Source organism: Delftia sp. 60 (genome assembly GCF_002754395.1).
Lineage (GTDB): Bacteria > Pseudomonadota > Gammaproteobacteria > Burkholderiales > Burkholderiaceae_C > Comamonas > Comamonas acidovorans.
This window is the reverse complement of record NZ_PEFD01000001.1, coordinates 4,686,172-4,705,357: the sequence shown is the minus strand read 5'-3', so window position 1 is coordinate 4,705,357 and position 19,186 is coordinate 4,686,172. Positions and strand designations below refer to the sequence as shown.

Here is a 19,186-nt window from a genome sequence, read left to right as displayed (position 1 = left end):
GAGGACGCTGTGGGGATGTTGCTGCATGGGCGTTGCGAAGGCTGCGCGCGCATCTATGATCGCGCGCCAGACACTAACACTGCATCAGACAGCACACAGTACACAGCACATGCTTGGATTTCCTGGGTCCGCTGCCACGGTCGTGGCAGCATTTTTTTGCCTTCCCGCTTGCGCGCACGAACTGTGCACCCTCGTCGCCGACGCCGACACGGGCCAGTCCCTGGTGCACAGCGGCCCGGCCTGCGCCGAGCGGGTCACGCCGGCCTCCACCTTCAAGATCGCCATCAGCCTGATGGGCTATGACGCCGGCATCCTGCAGGACGAATCCCGGCCCGCGTGGCCGTACCAACCGGAGTATCCGGACTGGGGCGGCGATGCCTGGCGGCGCGAGATCACGCCCCAGGCTTGGATGAAGGACTCGGTGTTCTGGTACTCGCAGCAGGTGGCGCGGGAGCTGGGCCAGCAGCGGTTTGGCGCCTACGTGAGGGCCTTCCAGTACGGCAACGAGGATGTCTCCGCCGTTGCCGTGGCCCATCCCGGCCACGACGGCGCTTGGGTGGTGTCCTCGCTGCGCATCTCGGCGGCCGAGCAGGTGGCCTTCATGCGCAAGATCGTGCGCCGGGAACTGTCTGTGAGCAGTCAGGCCATCGACATGACTGCGCGCATCACCCGGCACCCCGTGCCTGTGGACGGCTGGACCGTGCATGGCAAGACCGGCACCGGGTCGCCCGGCAGCGACAACCGCTACGATGCCAGCCGGGCCTACGGCTGGTATGTGGGCTGGGCCACCAAGGACCAGCGCAGGCTGGTGTTCGCCACGCTGATCCAGGATGAGCAGGCCCAAAAGCCCAATGCCGGCCTGCGCGCACGCGATGCCCTGCTGCAGCGACTGCCTGCCGCGGACCGCTGACAATGCACGGGCGTTTTCCTTTCCGCACCTCGCCCACACATCTCCCGCACAAGAGCGACAGACCGACACCCGATGAAGACCATTGACGAAATGCTGAACCTGGACCTGCTCACCCCCGAGCAGCACGTTGAGATCAGCGACTGGATTGCCCGCGCTAACTCCCCCGAGGAAATACTGCAGATGCCGGCCCCGCTGTGGCAGGCCGTGGAGCGGGCCAGCGAAGCCATGGGCGTCAATGCCGATCTTCTGCGGCCGCCCTCGCTGGATGCGGGCGGCGCCATTTTCGGATAGACCCTGCAGCGGGGATGGGCCGGCCCACCAGGCAACCGGCCCACCTGCGCACTCCCATGGCGTGCCGGCCAGGTCAGCTGGCCGGTGCCGGTGAGTCCTTGGTGTCCTGATGCGCCGGCTTGTCGCGCGGCGCGGACCACACACTGTCCTGCGGGCCGCTGCGCGTGCGCCGTGCCGTGGCACGCGCCATCCAGGCCAGGGCCAGCACGCCGGCCACGGCCGTCAGGTCCAGGCCGATCAGCGAGGTGTCCACCCACGCGCCGGTGCCTGGCGCCAGCCAGCCCACCAGCGATGACAGCGCGATCGCGGCCGTGCAGGCAGCGGCCAGCCACAGCAAGGCCGGGGCCGCGCGTGCCGCGCCGCGCACGAAGGCCCAGGCCATGCTGGTGAAGAACACGGCGTAGTAGATGCCCATGTGCCATGCGGCCAGGTCATCGACGCGGCCCGGCAGCCACTTGGCGGCGGCAATGGTGGCGGAAATGCCGGCCACGCAGCCCAGGCAGACGCCGACGGTGGCCGAGGCCATGAGGGCTGTGTCGCGCCGCTGCACGGGCAAGTCTGCGCCCTTGCGCTGGGCCTTGCGCCGCGTCTCCACCCACAGCAGATTGCCGCCGTAGAACAGCCACGCGCCCGCCAGGCCCAGCAGGAAGTACAGCCACCAGACCGCGAGTCCGCCGAAGGAGGCCATGTGCAGCGCGAAGAAGCTGCTGATGAACAGGTTGGGCGTGCTCTGTCCGCCTGACAGGTAGTCGGCCGAGAGCAGCTTTCCGCTGTACGGATCAAGCATGGCAAAGCCGCCCACGGCGCGCGGCGATACGGCCTGGGGATTCCTGCCCCAGACGCGCACGGTGGGCTTAGGGCCGGTGACCTGGGCGTACTGCAGTCTTTCGGGCTCGAAGCCGGGCGCGGCCGCCCTGACGATCTCCACCAGCTGCGAGGGTTTGAGCATGTCGGCGGGATTGCGTGGCGGCGCGTCCGGGGCCTTGCCCGAGGGGCGCGCAAAGGTCTGGGCCCATTGGCCTTCGTGGATCAGCCTGTCCTGCACGTCGAAGATCTGGTCGTGGTAGGCGAAGACCACGGCGCTCAGGGCCATGACGATGTGAAAGGGCAGGCTGACGATGCCCACCACGTTGTGCGCGTCCAGCCACATGCGCTTGAGGTTCCTGCCCACGCGCAGGGCGAAGAAGTCCTTGACCAGCGAGGGCAGCAGGATCACCACGCCCGACACCAGGGCCAGGAAGTACAGGGCCGAGATCGCGCCCATGATCCAGCGGTTGGGGTCCGAGTCCACGGGCAGGCCGACCACGCGGTGCAGCACGTCGATGAACTCCACCAGGCGGGACGGGCGCTGCTCGCTGATCTGCACGCTGCCGTCGGCCGACAGCTGGGCCGTGTAGTGGCGTACGGCGCTTTCGTCATGGTCGTCGGCCTTGGGATCGCGCACCTGCCATTGCAGGCGCGGTATGGCGTTGTCGCCCTGCAGCTGCACGATGGCGCCGCGCGCGGCCGCCGGCGTGCTGGCCAGGGTCCGGGCGATCAGCGGCTGCACCTCGTCCATGGGCACGGCCTGCACCACGGCGGCCGGCGGCGTGGACCATCGCCGGATGGGTTCCTTGAACACCGTCAGCGCACCCGCGTAGAAGGCGATGAACAAGGCCATGCCGCTGAGGATGCCCGTCCAGGTGTGTACGGATTTGTAGATGCGGATGTGGTCGGCTCTCATGACAGGCCTCCTGCGCTGCTGTGCATTGCCGCGCGCACCAGCCACCAGGCGGCCAGGGCCAGCGCGTTGGCCCCGCCCAGCCAGGCCCAGGCGCGCAGGCCGCTGGAAAAGAAATACACCAGGGACTGCACCAGCAGCCAGACCGGCGGCACCAGCCACATGACCAGCTGCCCGCTCACCGCCAGCGGCATGCCGTGCAGCAGGGCGGCCAGCAGGCCACTGGCGCTGATCGCCAGGCCCAGGCCCAGCAGCAGGCCGGCCAGGGTCTTGGAGATCCAGTCCGGCCGGATGGGGGCCGGCTTGCGCGGGCGGGCCTCAGGGTGTGCGTCGGCCATGGAACAGCGCTCCGATATAGGGCAGCAGGGCGAAGGCCAGCATCAGCAGGGTGAGCCAGGTGAACGTGGCGGCCAGCGTCCGCATGTCCTGGGCGAATGCCAGCCAGCCCGCTGCGAGCAGGCCGCCACCGGCCAGGAGGGCAGGCCGGCGCGGCCAGGCGGCCGCCCATAGCCGCTGGTTGGGCGAGGCGGCGTAGATGCACAGGCAGGCCAGCGAGGTGGCAAGCAGGCCGGCGACGGTGAAGAACGGCATGGAAATTCGATCGTGGGAAGCAAAAGACCCGGCGGGACACAACATGCGCCCCACCGGGTGGCCCGCGCAGTGCGTCAGGCGGTCAGAACGACACGGTGGCCGACAGCCTGAAGGTGCGCGGTGCGCCGGGCATGACGAAGCCGTCGGTGAACATGCCGATCCAGTAGTTCTTGTCCGTCACGTTCTCCACGCTGGCATTGAAGCGCACGGGCGTGGCGCCGAACCTGGTCTCGTACTTGGCCATCAGGTCGAAGCGGTTCCAGGCCGGGGCGCGCAGCTTGTTGCCGGAGTCCACCCACTGCGAGCCGGTGTACAGCACGCGGCCGCCGACCGACAGGCCCTGCACGGGCGTTTCCCAGTCGATGCCGATGCGCGCGCGCAGCTTGGGCACGCCGTAGTTTTCACGGCCGGAGTTGATCTGGCGCGACTTGATGTACTCCACCCCGCCCAGCAGCGACAGCGTCTGCGTGAGCTTGCCGAAGGCGCTCCACTCCAGGCCCTTGAGGCGCTGCTCGCCATCGAGCACCTGGGCATTGCCGCTGTTGGTGATGATGGACGGCTTTTCGATGCGGAAGGCGCTCAGCGTGTGCGTGGTCTGGCCCGCCTGCAGCTTCACGCCCACCTCGCCCTGCTTGGTCTGCATGGGCGCCAGGGTCTCGCCGGTGTTGGCAAAGCCCGCGCCCACGGTGCGGCCGGGCTCCAGGCCTTCGGTGTAGTTGGCGTACAGCGAGACGTTGTCGCCCCAGGGCCGCACGACCAGGCCGGCCATGGGCGAGACGCGGCTCTTGCTGTAGTTGGACGACACGCCGTTGACCAGCGGCGTCTTCACCGTCTGGTGGCGTGCGCCCAGCGTCAGCAGCACCTTGTCGTTGGCGAAGCTCATCACGTCGGCCAGGGCCAGCGAGCGGAATTCGTTCTCGGTGGTGTAGCCCTTCCACTGCGGCGCGCCCGGGAAGGTGGGCGTCGTCGGCTCGTACATGTTGGTGGTGTAGCAGTAGTTGCAGGCCGTGTTGTAGGTGCCTTCCTTGTGCTTGAGGATGTTGAACGACAGTTGCAGACGGTGCTGCACGCTGCCCGTGCTCAGCTTGCCGATGACGCCGGCCTCGGCCGTGCGGCGCTCGGACTCGGTGTGCACGTTGTAGATGGCGCCGCGCGTGGTGCCGTCCAGGCCCGTGACGATGGCGCGGGTGCCGAACAGCAGGCCCTTGCCCTGCGCCTCGGAGGCGCCGAAGGCGAAATAGCCCTGCCAGTTCTGCGTGAAGTCCACCTCGGCACGCGCCAGCAGGCCGCTGTTGTCGTACTGGCCGTGGGTGCCGCGGAACATGTTCACGTCGCCGCTGGGCGGTGCCAGCAGCCGGCCCACGCCGGGGATGGCCGCGCTGCCCAGGAAGCTGAACATGCCCGGGCTGCCGCCGTCGATCTTGGTGATGCTGTTGTACAGGTCCAGCGAGAAGCGGGCCCTGTCGCCCAGGTAGTCCAGGCCCAGGGCGCCCACGCGGCGCTTCTGGCTCTCATCCTTGGCGCCCATGTCGCCCGAGCCGTAGACGCCGTTGAAGCGCAGGCCCAGCCGCTGCTCGGGGCCGAAGCGCCTGCCCACGTCGGCATGCATCTGCAGGTAGGAGTCCGAGACGTAGGTGGCGGTCAGGTCCGCCATGGGCTGGGCCAGCGCGCGCTTGGTGACCATGTTGACGGAGCCGGCCACGCTGGCCAGCGGCGGCATGCCGGACAGCAGCACGTTGGGGCCGCGCATCACCTCCACGCGCTCGAACATCTCGATGGGCACCGAATTGGCTGGCGCCACGCCGTACAGGCCGTTGGTGGCGATGTCCATGGCCGTCACATCCAGGCCGCGCAGGTTGAAGTTCTGCAGCAGGTGTCCCTTGTTGGTGGTGAAGACCACGGCCGCATCGTTTTCCAGCACATCCTGCAGCGACAGGGCGGACCAGTCCTCGGCCAGCTCGCGGGTGTAGGCGTTGACATGCACCGGCGCGTCCACGATGGAGGTGGCGCCCAGAATGCCCAGGCGTGCACCCTTGGCGGCCTTGCGCCCCGGTGCCAGCGTGGGCAGGTCCTCGCGCTCGTACTTGTCGCGCACGTCGATCTGCGACAGCGTCGGCGTCGTTGCGGTCGGCGCCTGCGCTGCATCCTGTGCGATCGCCGTGGACCCGGCGCCGGCGGCCAGCATGGCCAGAACAATGGAGTTGAACCGCAGCGTGCGGCCGTTGGTGGTGTGCATGGACTGGACTCTTGATGTTGTAGATGTCAATGAGAATCAGTCTTAATTATATTTACGGATTTAGTTAGCATGGGAAGTTGTTGTATCCACGCATCGTCCGGCGGGCAGTTGATCTGCGTCCATGCACGGGCCCAAGGCCCGCCCCCCATCACCACCTCATCACCACCCCATCATCGACCGGTGCGCGCCAATGCCCGCCATGGCGCCATCGCTCACCGCCATGGCCACGTTGCCGGCGGCGCGGGCCGCGTCGCCACAGGCGAACACGTTGGGGACGCTGGTGGCCTGGCCTTCCGCCACCTTGATGAAGGTGCCCATGGGGCCTTCTTCCAGGGCGCAGCCCAGCTGTTCGGCCACGGGGCTGGCGATGCGGGTGCGCGGCTGGGTGAACAGGCCGTCCATCACCAGGCGGCGGCCATCCTGCAGCACCACGTCGGCCCGGCCTTCCAGGCGGGCGATGGGCGTGGTCTCCACCTGGGTGCCCCGGCGCGCAAGGGTGGAAAGTTCTTCGGCGCCGGGCGTGTAGGCGCCGTTGAGCAGCAGCGTGGTCTGGCCCCAGTCCGGCAGCATGACGGCGTGGTGGTGGGCCAGGGCCGAGCTGGCGATGATGCCGATGCGGCCCGCATTCATCTCGTAGCCGTGGCAGTACGGGCAGTGAAAGACGCTGCGGCCCCAGCGCTCGGCCAGTCCCGGCACGGGCGGCAGGCTGTCATGCACGCCCAGCGCCAGGACGAGGCGGGCGGCGCTGATGGCCGTGCCCGCTGCACGGAACTCCAGCCGGCCATCGGGCGCCACGCGGGCGTCCTCGGCCGTGCCGTCCAGCCACTGCACGGTGGGATAGGCCATCAGCTGCTGCCGGGCCTGGGCGGCGATCTGGGCGGGGGCCACGCCATCCTGGGTGAGAAAGCCGTGCGATGTCTCGCCGGCCTGGTCCACGAAGCGGTTGCGCCGCAGTCCGGCATCGACCACCAGCACCTGGCGGCGCGCACGCGCCAGTTGCAGCGCGGCGGACAGGCCGGCATAGCTGCCGCCGATGACGGCGAAATCAACGTGTTTCATGTGTGTGCTCCTGCAGTTGGTGCCAACCCTGGCCGCCTGCTGCGCGATGGCGGGCCAGGCGGGCGTGGAAGTCATGGGACAGGGCAGCCAGCGTCACCGTGCCCAGGCGTGCAAGCAGGGCGGCCTCGGCCTGCTGCACCGCGTTGCTCAGGGCTTCGTTCACGGCCTGGGCGACCAGGCATTCGGGCCGGTCCTCCCTGAAGCCCAGCGCCACCAGGCCGGGCGCGCCCAGGGCCTCATGCACGTCGCGCAGCGTGGTGCGGTCCAGTTCGCAAGAAAGCACCCAGCCGCCGCCATGGCCCTTGGCGGAGGTGACAAGGCCTGCATCGCGCAGGCCCGACATCAACCGGCGCAGCACGACCGGGTTGGTCTGCAGCGCGGCGGCGAGCATGTCGGAGGTGGCAGGTCCATCGCCCTCGGCCATGTGCAGAAGCACATGGAGGACGTCCGAGAATTGGCTGTTCTGTTTCATGCAACATTATTTGTTGCATGAGTGTGGCCTTGTCCCGTGAAGGGGAATGGGCCTGCCGCCGACTGATCAGGACTCGCCCGTGAACCCGATCTGCTTGACCAGCGAACTCCAGCGCTCGAACTCGGCCTGCTGGTCGGCCGCCATTTCCTGCTGCGTGCTGCCGCGCGCCAGCAGGCCCAGGGCGGCCAGCCCGTCGATCACGGCCTTGTCCTTGAGCGCGGCCGTGATGGCCGCGTTGGCGTTGGCAATGGTGGTGGCCGGGGTCTTGGCGGGAGCGTAGAAGCCGAACCATTCCTCCACCGTGACATCGGGGAAGCCCAGTTCGGTGAAGGTGGGCACGTCGGGCAGGAAGGGCGAGCGCTGCTTGCCCGAGGTGGCCAGCACGCGCAGGCGGCCCGCCTTCAGGTACTGCAGGTAGTCGCCGCTGGGGTTCATGGTGGCCGCGACCTGGCCGCCCACCAGGTCGGTGATGCTGGGCACGGTGCCGCGATAGGGCGCGTGCTTGAGTTCCACCCCCGAGCGCAGGCTCAGCAGCGCGCCCAGCAGGTGCGGCATGGAGCCCGCGCCCGGCGAGCCGAAGTTGGCCCGGTCGGGGTGGGCCTTGGCCCAGGCCAGGAAGTCCTTGAGGGTCTTGACCTCGGCCGGCACGGCAGGCCCCACGGCCAGGCCGTGGTAGATGACGGCGCCGATGGAGACGGGGATCGCGTCCTCGGGCTTGTAGGTCAGCTTGGGGTAGATGTGCGGGTAGACCGAGAAGGCCGACACGGGCGCCAGCGCCAGCACCGAGCCGTTGGGCGGGGCGTTCTTCAGGGCCTCCACCGCGATGCGGCCACCGGCGCCGGGCTTGTTTTCCACAAAGCCCGGCCCTTTGCTGTAGGGCGTGCCGCCCAGCCGCTCGGCCACGCGGCGGGCCACGCTGTCGCCCGAGCTGCCTGCCGGAAAGCCGTACATGATCTTGACCTGGTCCAGTGCCTGGGCCAGGGCCTGCAGTGGCGACAGCGACCCCAGGGCGGCGGCGCTGCCCAGGGCCTGGACGAAATGACGGCGATGCATCTGCATGGATGTCTCCTGGTGAAATCGAAAAAAAGGAAAAGCTGGAAAGAACAGGCTCAGAACATGTGGCGGATGCCGACGTTGATGCCGGTCTGCGAGCGGCCCGGCGCGGTGTTGCTGCCCGGGGCGCCGCCGCTGACCGAGACGGTGGCCAGGCGGTCGTTGCGGATGTGGCCGAGCTGGGTGTAGACCGCCGTGCGCTTGGACAGGTTGTAGATGGCGCGTGCCACCAGCAGGTCGGAGTCGTAGCCCGAGACGCCGCGGTAGCGAAGCGTCAGCCACTGGGTTTCGAGCACCAGCGCCTCGGTGACCGGGTACGAGGCGCCCACGTACCAGAGGTTGCTGCGCGGCTTGACGGCGTCGCCATCGTTGTCGCGGCGCAGCAGGCCGCCGCCGACCTTCACGCCGGCCAGCTTGAAGTAGCCGCCCAGGTGCAGGCGCTCGTCATGCTTGGCGCTGGAGGTCATGCCGCCGAACACCGGGTCGGTGGACGAGGCCGGCGTGCGGCCGTTTTGCTGTTCGTAGCCCAGCGCCAGGCCCCAGACGGGCGTGTCGTACTTGGCATACAGCGACCACTGGCGGCAGGCCTGCGTGTCCGATCCGCTCTCGCCCGGGCAGTTGGTGCCCGCGGGGCTGGGGCCTGCGTTGACGGCATCGCGCCCGAAGCTGTAGCCCGCGCCCAGCGCCAGCCCGCCGAAGTTGCCGCGCCAGGCCAGCATGTTGTCGGCGCGCGAGTTGGGGATGTAGGCGTCCAGCGAGCCCATGGCGAAGACGGCCGGGCCGATGATGTCCGAATCGAGCAGCGACCAGAACAGCATGGAGTTCTGGCGGCCCATGGTCAGGCTGCCCCAGTTGCCGCCCAGTCCCACCCAGCTTTGGCGCCCAAAGCCGCGCCCGCCCTGGTTGAAGGTGCCCTGGTCGGGCGCAAAGCCCGACTCCAGCGTGTAGATGGCCTTGAGACCGCCGCCCAGGTCCTCGCTGCCGCGCAGGCCCCAGCGCGAGGGCACCAGGCTGGTGGTCGATGGCATGCGGCTGAGACCGCCGCCTGCCGCCACATTGTTCAGGTGCTCCACGCCCACATCGACGATGCCGTAGAGCGTGACGCTGGAGGTGCCTTGCGCGAAGGCGCCGAAACTGGTGCTGGAGCCGGCCAGGGCCAGCACGGCGGCGGCCGCCAGGGTCAGCGGGGAAGGGGTTTTTTGCATGGTGATGTCTCCTCTGGTTTGAAAAATCGTTGCCGTCTTGGCGTGGGTGTCCGCACGCCTTTTCTCGGGCGCAGCGGGGCCCGGCCCGCCGGGGCGGCGGGACTGCGGACAAGGGGTGGATGAGGGCGGAAGGGGCGGGCCGTTCAGGAGACCGTTCAGGCGCCGCCCGCCGTCACGGCACGGTCAGCGGCAGCTGAAGCTGGCAGCGCTTTCCATGTCGCCGCTTCCGTTGTAGTGGGCGGCCAGCGGATGGGGGCACAGCGGCCGGGTGCGGGTGGGCGACCAGGTGGCGGGCAGGTCGGCGTTGGCGCCGCCCGCATTGCCTGCGCCGCGCGCACTGGCGATCACGCGGTCTGGCGCCTGGCCTTTCTCCACCCAGGCCACGAGGGAGCTGAGCATGTCGAACTGCTCGGTGGCCGGGCCGCCGCTGCAGTGGTTCATGCCGGGCACCAGGTACAGGCGGGCGAAGTCGGCGGCATCGCCATGGTTGCGGCGCAGCGTGTCGTACCACTGCACGGTGTCGTCGCTGGAGAAGATGGGATCGGCCGTGCCGTGGTAGACCATGAGTTTGGCGCCCCGGTTGCGCAGCACGGGCAGCTTGCCGTAGTCGGGCGGGAGCATGAAGGACAGCGCGCTTTCGGTGTACAGCGCCGTCGTGGCCTGGACCTTGGCCAGCATGCTGTCCACGCTGCCTGTCAGCGCGAACTGCGGGCCGTTGAAGCTGGCCGGGCTCTCCGGTGGCGCCTGCCAGACCAGGCCCACGGCGCCGGTGTCCAGGTTCAGCGAGTTGGAGAATTTCCAGCCGGCCCAGCCGGCCGTATCCAGGCCCGCGTCATACGGGAAGCTGCTGTAGATGCGGCTGCCGCCGCTGGTGGTGGCGCCCTTGAACAGGCCGGCAATGGTGCTCTTTTGCTCGGCGCTGAGGCAGCTGCCGTCGCGCGCGCCGCCGCAGGTGGGCACGTCGCGCGCCAGGTCGAAGCTCGCCTGGCAGGCTGCGCCGGCCTGCACCATGCCGTCAGTGGCGCCGTCCAGCGCATCGCACCGGGCCAGAACGGCCTGGCTGACCAGGCGGCGCTCTGCCTGGGTAAAGCCCGTGCCCAGGTCGGCGGGCGTGGTGGCCAGCTTCGCATAGCCCTGGGCGCCGGCAATGTTGGCAATGGCCGCCAGCGGCAGGCGCGTGCCGGGGTTGCCGGCAATGATGCCGTCGTACTGGTCGGCATAGCGCGAGGCCGCCACCATGGCGTGGCGCCCGCCGTTGGAGCAGCCGCCCAGGTAGGAGCGGTCCGGGCCCTTGCCATAGGCCGTCTGCAGCGCGCTGCGCGCCATGGGCGTGAGCTTGCCCACGGCCTGGTAGCCGTAGTCCAGCCGCGCCTGCGGGTCCAGGCCGAAGAAGGGGCCCAGGCTGCCTGCATGCCCGGCGTCGGAGCTGAGCACGGCAAAGCCCATCTGCAGCGCATTGCCCAGCGGCCCGCCGCCCAGTGCGCCCACGGCCGTGCTCACGCTGCCGTCCAGGCCGCCGTTGGCCTGGTAGAAAAAGCGCCCGTTCCAGTCGCGCGGCAGGCGCATCTCGAATCCCACGGCGTAGTTCTGGCCATCGACGGTGCTGACGCGCTCGTGCATGCGGCCGGTCACGCGGCAGTGCTCGGCAATGGGCTTGCCTGCCACCGTCAGCGTGCCGGCGGCCACGGTCTCGGCGGCGGTGATGCGGGTGTTGGGGAAGGATATTTTCGCGGCCAGGTCCGTGCACGACAGCAGCGTGGCGGGGCGGGCCTCGGCCAGCTGCGCGATGCCGTCGCTCGAGCCGCCGCAGGCCGACAGCAGCAGGGCGGGAAGGGCGGCGGCCAGCGTGGCCGGCAAGGCGCGGGAACGGGTCTTGTGGATCTTTCTGTCCATGTCTGTCTCCTCGGAAGGTGGTGTGAAGCCTCAGCGCGAAACCGTTGCGTGGCAGCCGTTGCCCGCATCCGCATCGCTTTCTGATGGCCGCGATTTTGGTTATATTTAATAACCAATTCAAGCGGCCTTTGCGAATTTCTTATTGGGACTTCCCCTTGATGCCGGGGCAGGCAGCAGGCCGCACAGGAGACAGACATGGACCACGAAAAACTCATTGCCATCGACATCCACACGCATGCCGAGGTGAGCTGCTGGAACCCGTTCGACAACTATGGCGAGGAGTACGACCGCGCCGCCGACAAGTACTTTGGCAACGGCCGGCGCCCGACCATCGCCGAGACCGTGGCCTATTACCGCGAGCGCAACCTGGGCCTGGTGATGTTCACGGTGGACAGCGAATCGCAGCTGGGCCGGCGCCGCATTCCCAACGAGGAGATCGCCGAGGCCGCGCGGGCCAACAGCGACATGATGGTGGCCTTCGCCAGCATCGATCCGCACAAGGGCCGCATGGGTGCGCGCGAGGCGCGGCGGCTGATCGAGGAAGAGGGCGTCAGGGGCTTCAAGTTCCACCCCACGGTGCAGGGCTTCCATCCCTACGACCGCATGGCCTGGCCGATCTACGAGGTGGTGGCCGAGTACCAACTGCCGGCCATCTTCCACACGGGCCACAGCGGCATTGGCAGCGGCATGCGCTGCGGCGGCGGCCTGCGCCTGGCCTACAGCAATCCCATGCACCTGGACGATGTGGCCATCGACTTTCCCGACATGCAGATCGTGATGGCCCACCCCAGCTTTCCCTGGCAGGACGAGGCCCTGTCCGTGGCCCTGCACAAGCCCAATGTCTGGATCGATCTGTCGGGCTGGAGCCCCAAGTACTTTCCCCGGCAGCTGGTGCAGTACGCCAACACCCTGCTCAAGGACCGCGTGCTCTTCGGCAGCGACTATCCGCTGATCACGCCCGAGCGCTGGATGAAGGATTTCCAGGAAGCCGGCTTCAAGCCCGAGGTGATGCCCGGCATCCTCAAGGGCAACGCGGTGCGGCTGCTGGGGCTGGAGCAGCCGGCAGCGGAGAAGGCGGACTGAGCGCGCTCAGTTGTAGATCTTCTGCAGCAGCTGGATCAGCGTCCTGCGCTCGGCGTCGGTCAGGCGGTAGGTGGCATCCATTTCCAATTCCGACGCCGTTCTTTCCGCCCGGGCCGTGAGCTCGGCGCCGGCCGGCGTCAGGTGCACGCCCACGGCGCGGCGGTCGGTGGGGTGGGTGCGCCGCTCGATCAGCTTGCGGCGCTCCAGCGCTGCGATCAGGCCCACCAGGTTGGGCGGCATCACATCCAGCGCCGCGCACAGCTGGCGCGAGGTGATGCCGGGGTTATGGGACACCAGGGACAGCACGGAGAACTCCACCATCTTGAGATCGTGGGTGGCCATGCGCTCCACGAACACTTCGATGATGGACAGCGAGGCACGCCGGGCGTTGTAGCCCACGAGGGTGTGCAGGAAGGAGGCGTCGATGGACGGCCCCGGCGCTGCAGTGCTGGACGGGGCCGTGTTCTCTTCGGCAGGAGCGGGCTTGGGTGTGCGGGCGCGGGGCATGGGGACAAGGAACTGAAAGCCGAATCATAGTGGGGCGCGGCTGCCATGTCCCGATGCCGGCGCAGCGGACTTGCCCTGGTGCTAGAAGTCGAAAAGATCGGAGAGAAAGCCTTCGCGCTTCTTGCGGCGGTAGCCATCGTGGCTGGAGTGCTCGCGCCGGTCATGGGATCCGTCAGGGCCCGCGCGCCGTTCCTGCGGGCGTTCATAGGCTGTTGGCGCTGTGGGTGCCTGGGCGGCGGAGCGCTCGATGAGCTTGTCCAGCTCTCCGCGGTCCAGCCAGACTCCGCGGCATTGGGGGCAGTAATCGATCTCTATGTTCTGGCGCTCGGAGATGATGAGCGTGGCATCTCGGCAGGCGGGACATTGCATGACAGTTTCACCTTTGCCTGTTCAGGCAGTGGCTCCATCGGCAACGATGGAGTGTGGGCCGGGCTGTTATGCGTTGAGGTCTCCAGCGAAGGCCGTTCGACTGCGGGGGCGATGGATAGTTCCGTCGCTCCAAGCGCCATCACCATCTCGTGCCAGTCCATCTCGTGCCAGTCCATGCCGCCGTGGCCCGGGGCCGAGGGCCGTGGCGACTGGCCGCGTTTGCCTTCAGCCTGTCTTCAGGCGCGCTTCAGCGCCCCTTCATCCCCCCTTTAGCCCCCTTCAGCCTGTGCGTGCGCCATGCGCCCGGACGGTCCTACATTGCGGCCTGCCCCCTTGCGGGCATGACTGCATCAGCAACCAGGAGGACCATCCATGATCACTTTTCGCCATTCCCGCGCGTGGCTCGGCGCGGCCGGCATCGCCACCCTTGCCCTGGGCCTTGCGGCCTGCGGCGGGGGCTCGTCGGGCAGCACCAACCCCGGGCAGCGCATCTGGGGCTACATCCAGCTGCCTGACGGCAACAAGATGCGCTATTCGGTGGTCTTTCCCAAGGGGCCGGGGCCGTTTCCCGTGCTGATGGAGTACGACGGCTACGGATCGGGCTCGGTCACGGACCAGACCACCCAGGAATGGACCCAGGAAGGCTATGCCGTGATGGGCCTGAACGTGCCCGGCACGGGTTGCTCCACGGGCGAGAACCAGTGGGCCGACGCCTCCGTGGGCGCGGCCGGGGCGCATGCGGTGGAGTGGGCGGCGCGCCAGGCGTGGTCCACGGGCAAGGTGGGCATGGTGGGCTATTCGTACTCGGGCTACGACCAGCTGTGGGTGGCGGCACAGCGTCCGCCCAGCCTCAAGGCGATCGCGCCGGGCAAGAACGTGGCCGATCCCTACCGCGACGTGGCCTATCCGGGCGGCATCCAGAACATCGGCTTTCCCGCCAACTGGTGGCGGCAGTTCCCCGCGATATGGCGCAAGGCCGCCGAAGATGCCAGGGCGCTGGATGGCGATACCGGATGCGCACAGGTGGTGGAGGACAACATCCGCAAGATCCAGCGCCCCGACCTGGACATGGCGCGCTGGCTGGACGAGGACCGCTTCTTCGGCGCCCGCTACGCGCTCAAGAGCGCCATGAACTCCACGCACCGCATCGACATCCCCACGCTGGGCACCCAGTCCTGGCAGGACGAGCAGGTGGGCACCCGCATGGGCTACTACGAGGACAGCATCGCCCCGGACAAGATGTGGCTGATCAGCTCCAACGGCGACCACCACACCGACAACGCCCCCTTTCTGCGCGAGACCATGAAGCGCTTTTACGCGCGCTTTCTCAAGGGCGAGAGCAACGGCTTCGAGCACACGCCGCGCGTGCTGCTGGCGCAGGAAATGCAGTGGATGAACGGTGGGGGCGACTATGGGCAGCTGCGCCCCTCGGCCGTGGCCAGCTTTGACCGGCTGCCCGTGCGCGTCACGCCCATGACGCTGTGGCTGCAGCCGGGCGGCGGGCTGGGCGATGCGCCCCCGCAGGCCGAGCGCCAGTCGGCCAGCTACCGCTACCCGCTGCCGGGCGCCGAGGCCAACCATCCCGACGCGGACACCGAGTCCGGCGCGGGCCAATGGACGGCCAGCCCTGCGGGGCAGGGCCTGCTGCGCTTCACCACGGCCCCGCTGCCGCGCGCGCTGAGCTTTTATGGCGAGGCCTCGCTGGACTTGTGGCTCAGCGCCACGGCTGGCGACACCGATGTGCAGGTCACCGTCTCAGAGGTGCGTCCCGACGGCCAGGAGATGTTCGTGCAGCGCGGCTGGCTGCGTGCCTCCATGCGTGCGCTGGACGGCCAGCGCTCCACCGCCTTGCGGCCCTGGGGCGATTTCACCGAGGCCGCCGTGCGCCCGCTGCGCCCCGGCGAGCCCACGCTGATGCGCGTGGAAATCCAGAAATTCGCCCATGTGTTCCGCGCGGGCTCCAGCCTGCGCGTGACCCTGGACACGCCTTCGCAGACCGGGTACTGGGCCTTCGACCATCTGTCCACGCCTTCGACCAACACCGTCTGGCTGGACCGCAGCCGGCCGTCGAAGATCGTGCTGGGCTACATCGCCTATGCCCATGAGCGGCAGCTGCCGGACTGCCGGCGCATGCTGCGCCAGCCTTGCAGGCCCAACGAGGAGGCCGTTCCTTCGGGCGTGGGCCCACTGCCGCCGCTGTGATTCCATGCCCCGGTGTTGACTATGAATGAACGTTCGTTCATCATTCGGGGCATGAAAAAGAAAGAAGACATCAGCGAGCGCCGGGCTGTCATCGTGGAGGCCGCCCTGCAGTGCTTCGTGGAGCGCGGCTTTCACTGCACCAGCATGCGCGACATCGCGCAGGCTGCCTCGGTGAGCCTGGGCAACCTGTACAACCACTTCGACAGCAAGCAGGCCTTGATTGCCGAGGTCGCCACGCAGGAGCAGACCGAGCTGCTGCCCTTGCTGCAGGCGCTGGAGCGGGCCGCAGCCCCTTCGCTGCCTGTGGTGGCGCAATTCCTGGCCGCCTACCAGGCGCTGTGCCGCCAGCGGGAATGGGCCGTGCTCAGCGCCGAATGCCTGTCCGAGATCGCGCGTTCGCCCGGGCTGGCGCCGGCCTTCGAGGCCAACCGCAGGCGCATGCTCGACGGCCTGGCAGGCTTCATGGAGCGCGGGGCGCAGCAGGGCCTCTTGCGGCCCGCCGTGCCCGTGCGCCTGGCCGCGCAACTGCTGCTGGATGCCGTGGAAAGCGATGCGCTGCGCTTTGCGCTGGCGGTGACGCCGCAAGAAGACGCGGGGGCGGATGAAGGGGTCGATGTGCTGCATCCCGCCTTGCTGGCCTGCCTTCTTGGAGGCGAGGCACGGGGGGGCGCGACATGAGGCACGCCACCGGCAGGGGCGCCCGCCTGGCGGGGCTGGACCTGGCGCGCTACCTGGCGCTGGCAGGCATGGTGTTCGTCAACTTCAAGCAGGCCATGCATCCCGCGCTGCAGGAGCCTGGCTGGCTGCTGTCGTTCTTCCATTTCCTGGAGGGCAAGGCCTCGGCCACCTTCGTGGTGCTGGCGGGACTGGGCCTGGTGCTGGCCACGCGCTCGCTGGAGCCGGCCACGGCGCGCCTCTGGACGCTGCGCCGCGCGCTGTTCCTGCTGGTGGCCGGTGGCATGAACCTGCTGATCTTTCCGGCCGACATCATTCACTACTACGCGGTGTATTTCGTGTTGGCCATCGCCTGGCTGCAGGCCGGCGCACGGGCGCTGCTGGCCGGCATGGCGGCCGTGGCCGTGCTCTCCGCCTGGGCCTTGCTGCAGCTGGACTACAGCCAGGGCTGGGACTGGGCGAGCCTTTCCTACCAGGGCCTGTGGGAGCCGGCCGGCTTTGCGCGCAACCTGCTGTTCAACGGCTTCCATCCGGTGCTGCCCTGGTTTGCGTTCTTCCTCTGCGGCATGCTGCTGGCGCGCCTGCCGCTGGCCGAGCCGCGCGTGCAATGGACCTTGGTGTCTGCGGGTGGCGTGATGGTGGGATTGGCCTGCGCCGTCTCGGCGCTTGCGGCCCGCAGCGAATGGGCTCCCTGGCTGGCCACCGGCCCCATGCCGCCCGGCCCAGCCTACCTGCTGATGGGCCTGGGCTGCGCCAGCATTGCCATCGGCGCCTGCCTGCGGCTGGCCGACCGCTGGCCCGCCGGACCGTGGCGCGGCCTGCTGCCGGCCGGGCGCATGACGCTGACCCTGTACCTGGCACACATCCTCATCGGCATGGGCCTGCTGGAGGCCATGGGCGCGCTGGACGGATCACGCAGCCTGCGCGAAGTGGCCGTGGCCGCCGCGCTGTACGTGATCATCGCCAGCCTGGCCGCCTGGGCCTGGAGCAAGAAGGCGGCGCAGGGGCCCGTGGAGTGGGTGATGCGTCGGCTGACGGCACTGGATTGATCCACAGTCTGGAAATTGCGCTCGAATGAAGTCATCGTTTTGATGGCTGCAATGCCTTGTTTGTCTACACTTGCCCCCATTCAAAAATGGGGGAGATTCAATGGCTGAGGCGGTCTACAAGAAATGGCTCAGGGCTGTGATCGGGCTGCAATGCCTGTTGATCCTGGCCTTTGTCTTTCGGGGTTGGCTGTTGCCCGACCCATTGGGCCCCAGGCTTCCCTCAATCCAAGGCAATACAGTGTGGATTCAAAGCCATGGCGCTTTGCATCAGTTTGATCGGCAGGGCACACGCCTGCAGCGTCTGGAGTTGGCGCAATTGGGTTTGACCCCATCGGTCAGCAGCCTTCAGTTCATTGGCGAGAAGACGCTTTGGGCGCATGACCAGGGACGTGTGCATCGCTGCGATCTGGCAATGCAGCGCTGCGTGGCGCTGGATCTGCCCGATTTGTCCACACGCGGTGGCTATCGCTGGATGCGGGTAACGGCCGATGAAGCGCAGATTGTGGTCTCCGACGCATCCCATCACCGCGTTCTCGTTTACCAGCGCGACGCCGCTTCCAGTGCAGCGCAAGCCTATGTGCTGCTCAAGACCTACAGCGAAGGCCTGCGCTTTCCGAATCAGACGCTGCAGGTAGGCGAGCGCATGTGGGTGGCCAATACCAACCGCCATCAGATTGCGCAAATCGATACGGCACAGAGCACCCAGGCCGCGCCTGCCGTATTTCCCGTGGAATATGCGGGCCTGCGTTCCGGGCGCCGCTTCCCGTTCGCCATGCAGCTGGATGGCCAGCAGCGTCTATGGGTGCTGGTGGCAGACTCGAGCATGCGGGGAGCAGATCTGCTGTTGATGGATTCCCAGTTGAGGCCTGAACGGGTGATGCCGCTTTCGCCCGACCAGGACCCGAACGCCATCGCCATGGTGGGTCAGGAGTTGTTGCTGCCGGACATGACCCAATTCACCGTCCATCGCGTGGATCTGGACGGCCGCGTGCTGGAGCCTTTCGGGGATGCTCCATTCCGCGGCGAACTGGCGTCTGCCCGCTCGTCCTATGAATGGGGCAGGCGGTTGCCTTCGTTCCTGCTGGGCAGCATCGGGGTATTGATGGCTCTGGGACTGTGGCTTGCCTGGAAGGCGGGGGAATTGCGCCAATTGGGCGGCAAGCGCTGGCAGGAAGTGGGCGACACCGAAGCCTCCAGCGCGGTCGTGGTTCCCTCACCGTCCCAGCACGCCGCGCAGGCTTCTCAAACCTCGGAAGGAAAGCCGCTGGTCACTTCGGTCACGGCGCTTGCGGGCAGCACCGTGAAGCGCAGGCGTGCGCTTGCCATGGTTGGCGTTCTGCATTGCCTGGTTGCAGGGGGATGGTCTACTGGTTCTTGCCGCTTTTGCACCAGCGCGACTGCGGTCCGGACAAATCGTGCGATCCAACGGGCATGCTCGGTGTCCTGCTGGTGCTTTTGGCCGTGTTGCCGCTGTGTCTGTATGCATGGCTTTGGCGCAAGCTCAAGCAGCTGGAGACCATGCGCATAGCCACGGACGGGTATCGGATCGCAGTACGCATTGCACGCAGGACCCGCAAATTCGATGCCAGTCGCGTCACCTGCACACGCCAGCATCTGTGGATGGGCCTTCGCGCCATTCCCCTGCGACTCAATGGCAGTCCCCTGTTCGACGAGGCCGCGTTCAGGCGCGAGATCCTGGCGCGGTTGCCGCAGCTGCAGGTGCGCGATGGCGCCTGGGACTTCGCCGTGGCACGCCACTTCTGGTCCAACAGTGGTGTGCTGGGCAAGGCCTTGGTGCTGCTGTATGTCGCGACCTTGCTGGGTTTTGGGGTTCGCCTGCTGGCCTGACGGGGTTGGCGACCCTGCTGTAA

The 19,186-nt window shown here is 68.0% G+C and carries 19 protein-coding genes; 8 read left to right on the top strand and 11 right to left on the bottom strand.

What is annotated here, in order from left to right; all coding sequences use genetic code 11:
• Positions 1 to 109: 109 nt before the first annotated feature.
• A complete protein-coding gene (gene blaOXA, locus CLV01_RS21315) occupies positions 110 to 910 on the top strand; it encodes a class D beta-lactamase (protein WP_099733261.1) in 801 nt (266 codons plus the stop codon).
• A gap of 72 nt (positions 911 to 982) precedes the next feature.
• On the top strand, positions 983 to 1,201 hold the full coding sequence (locus CLV01_RS21310) for a hypothetical protein (RefSeq protein ID WP_013801743.1): 219 nt from the start codon (positions 983 to 985) through the stop codon (positions 1,199 to 1,201).
• 73 nt (positions 1,202 to 1,274) lie between these two features.
• Here the strand turns inward: CLV01_RS21310 and CLV01_RS21305 are convergent, their stop codons facing one another.
• The 9 genes from CLV01_RS21305 to CLV01_RS21265 all read right to left on the bottom strand — a co-directional run bounded on the left by CLV01_RS21305 (position 1,275) and on the right by CLV01_RS21265 (position 11,430).
• The gene (locus CLV01_RS21305) at positions 1,275 to 2,924 is read right to left on the bottom strand and encodes a PepSY-associated TM helix domain-containing protein (protein WP_099733262.1); all 1,650 of its coding nucleotides are present in this window, start codon (positions 2,922 to 2,924) and stop codon (positions 1,275 to 1,277) included.
• Positions 2,921 to 3,259: a hypothetical protein gene (locus tag CLV01_RS21300; protein WP_097201948.1), complete on the bottom strand. Its 339-nt coding sequence runs from the start codon at positions 3,257 to 3,259 to the stop codon at positions 2,921 to 2,923. Before CLV01_RS21300 ends, CLV01_RS21305 begins: the two co-directional genes overlap by 4 nt.
• Positions 3,240 to 3,512: a hypothetical protein gene (locus CLV01_RS21295; protein WP_013801746.1), complete on the bottom strand. Its 273-nt coding sequence runs from the start codon at positions 3,510 to 3,512 to the stop codon at positions 3,240 to 3,242. Before CLV01_RS21295 ends, CLV01_RS21300 begins: the two co-directional genes overlap by 20 nt.
• Before the next feature lie 82 nt (positions 3,513 to 3,594).
• A complete protein-coding gene (locus CLV01_RS21290; protein WP_099733263.1) occupies positions 3,595 to 5,748 on the bottom strand; it encodes a TonB-dependent receptor in 2,154 nt (717 codons plus the stop codon).
• A 159-nt stretch (positions 5,749 to 5,907) separates the two neighbouring features.
• Positions 5,908 to 6,807, bottom strand: coding sequence for an NAD(P)/FAD-dependent oxidoreductase (locus CLV01_RS21285; protein ID WP_099733264.1), 900 nt, complete (start codon positions 6,805 to 6,807; stop codon positions 5,908 to 5,910).
• On the bottom strand, positions 6,794 to 7,279 hold the full coding sequence (locus CLV01_RS21280; protein WP_099733265.1) for an Rrf2 family transcriptional regulator: 486 nt from the start codon (positions 7,277 to 7,279) through the stop codon (positions 6,794 to 6,796). The genes CLV01_RS21285 and CLV01_RS21280 overlap by 14 nt, the downstream gene beginning before the upstream one ends.
• A 66-nt stretch (positions 7,280 to 7,345) precedes the next feature.
• Positions 7,346 to 8,338, bottom strand: coding sequence for a tripartite tricarboxylate transporter substrate-binding protein (locus CLV01_RS21275; protein WP_034395494.1), 993 nt, complete (start codon positions 8,336 to 8,338; stop codon positions 7,346 to 7,348).
• A gap of 50 nt (positions 8,339 to 8,388) precedes the next feature.
• Positions 8,389 to 9,537, bottom strand: a complete 1,149-nt coding sequence (locus CLV01_RS21270) for a porin (RefSeq protein WP_013801751.1) — start codon at positions 9,535 to 9,537, stop codon at positions 8,389 to 8,391.
• Positions 9,538 to 9,720: 183 nt separating this feature from the next.
• Positions 9,721 to 11,430: a tannase/feruloyl esterase family alpha/beta hydrolase gene (locus CLV01_RS21265; protein ID WP_099733266.1), complete on the bottom strand. Its 1,710-nt coding sequence runs from the start codon at positions 11,428 to 11,430 to the stop codon at positions 9,721 to 9,723.
• Positions 11,431 to 11,625: 195 nt separating this feature from the next.
• Here CLV01_RS21265 and CLV01_RS21260 point away from each other — a divergent pair, with 195 nt between their 5' ends.
• Entirely contained in the window at positions 11,626 to 12,513 is an 888-nt protein-coding gene (locus tag CLV01_RS21260) for a 4-hydroxyphenyl-beta-ketoacyl-CoA hydrolase (protein ID WP_013801753.1), read from the top strand.
• 6 nt (positions 12,514 to 12,519) lie between these two features.
• Here CLV01_RS21260 and CLV01_RS21255 read toward each other — a convergent pair whose 3' ends face one another.
• A complete protein-coding gene (locus tag CLV01_RS21255; RefSeq protein WP_099733267.1) occupies positions 12,520 to 13,020 on the bottom strand; it encodes a MarR family winged helix-turn-helix transcriptional regulator in 501 nt (166 codons plus the stop codon).
• A gap of 81 nt (positions 13,021 to 13,101) precedes the next feature.
• Complete coding sequence (locus tag CLV01_RS21250) at positions 13,102 to 13,389, bottom strand: TFIIB-type zinc ribbon-containing protein (RefSeq protein ID WP_099733268.1); 288 nt, start codon at positions 13,387 to 13,389, stop codon at positions 13,102 to 13,104.
• Between the two features lie 372 nt (positions 13,390 to 13,761).
• Between CLV01_RS21250 and CLV01_RS21245 the strand changes: the two genes are divergently transcribed.
• From CLV01_RS21245 to CLV01_RS21225, 5 genes are all read left to right on the top strand, one after another.
• Entirely contained in the window at positions 13,762 to 15,591 is a 1,830-nt protein-coding gene (locus tag CLV01_RS21245) for a CocE/NonD family hydrolase (RefSeq protein WP_099733269.1), read from the top strand.
• 51 nt (positions 15,592 to 15,642) lie between these two features.
• The gene (locus CLV01_RS21240; protein WP_043795991.1) at positions 15,643 to 16,269 is read left to right on the top strand and encodes a TetR/AcrR family transcriptional regulator; all 627 of its coding nucleotides are present in this window, start codon (positions 15,643 to 15,645) and stop codon (positions 16,267 to 16,269) included.
• Positions 16,266 to 17,315 carry a DUF418 domain-containing protein gene (locus CLV01_RS21235; RefSeq protein ID WP_099733270.1) on the top strand — a complete coding sequence of 350 codons (1,050 nt, stop codon included), beginning with the start codon at positions 16,266 to 16,268 and terminating at the stop codon, positions 17,313 to 17,315. The genes CLV01_RS21240 and CLV01_RS21235 overlap by 4 nt, the downstream gene beginning before the upstream one ends.
• Positions 17,316 to 17,415: 100 nt before the next feature.
• Positions 17,416 to 18,843: a YncE family protein gene (locus CLV01_RS21230; protein ID WP_099735324.1), complete on the top strand. Its 1,428-nt coding sequence runs from the start codon at positions 17,416 to 17,418 to the stop codon at positions 18,841 to 18,843.
• Between the two features lie 92 nt (positions 18,844 to 18,935).
• A complete protein-coding gene (locus CLV01_RS21225; protein ID WP_099735323.1) occupies positions 18,936 to 19,163 on the top strand; it encodes a hypothetical protein in 228 nt (75 codons plus the stop codon).
• The last annotated feature ends 23 nt before the right edge of the window (positions 19,164 to 19,186 follow it).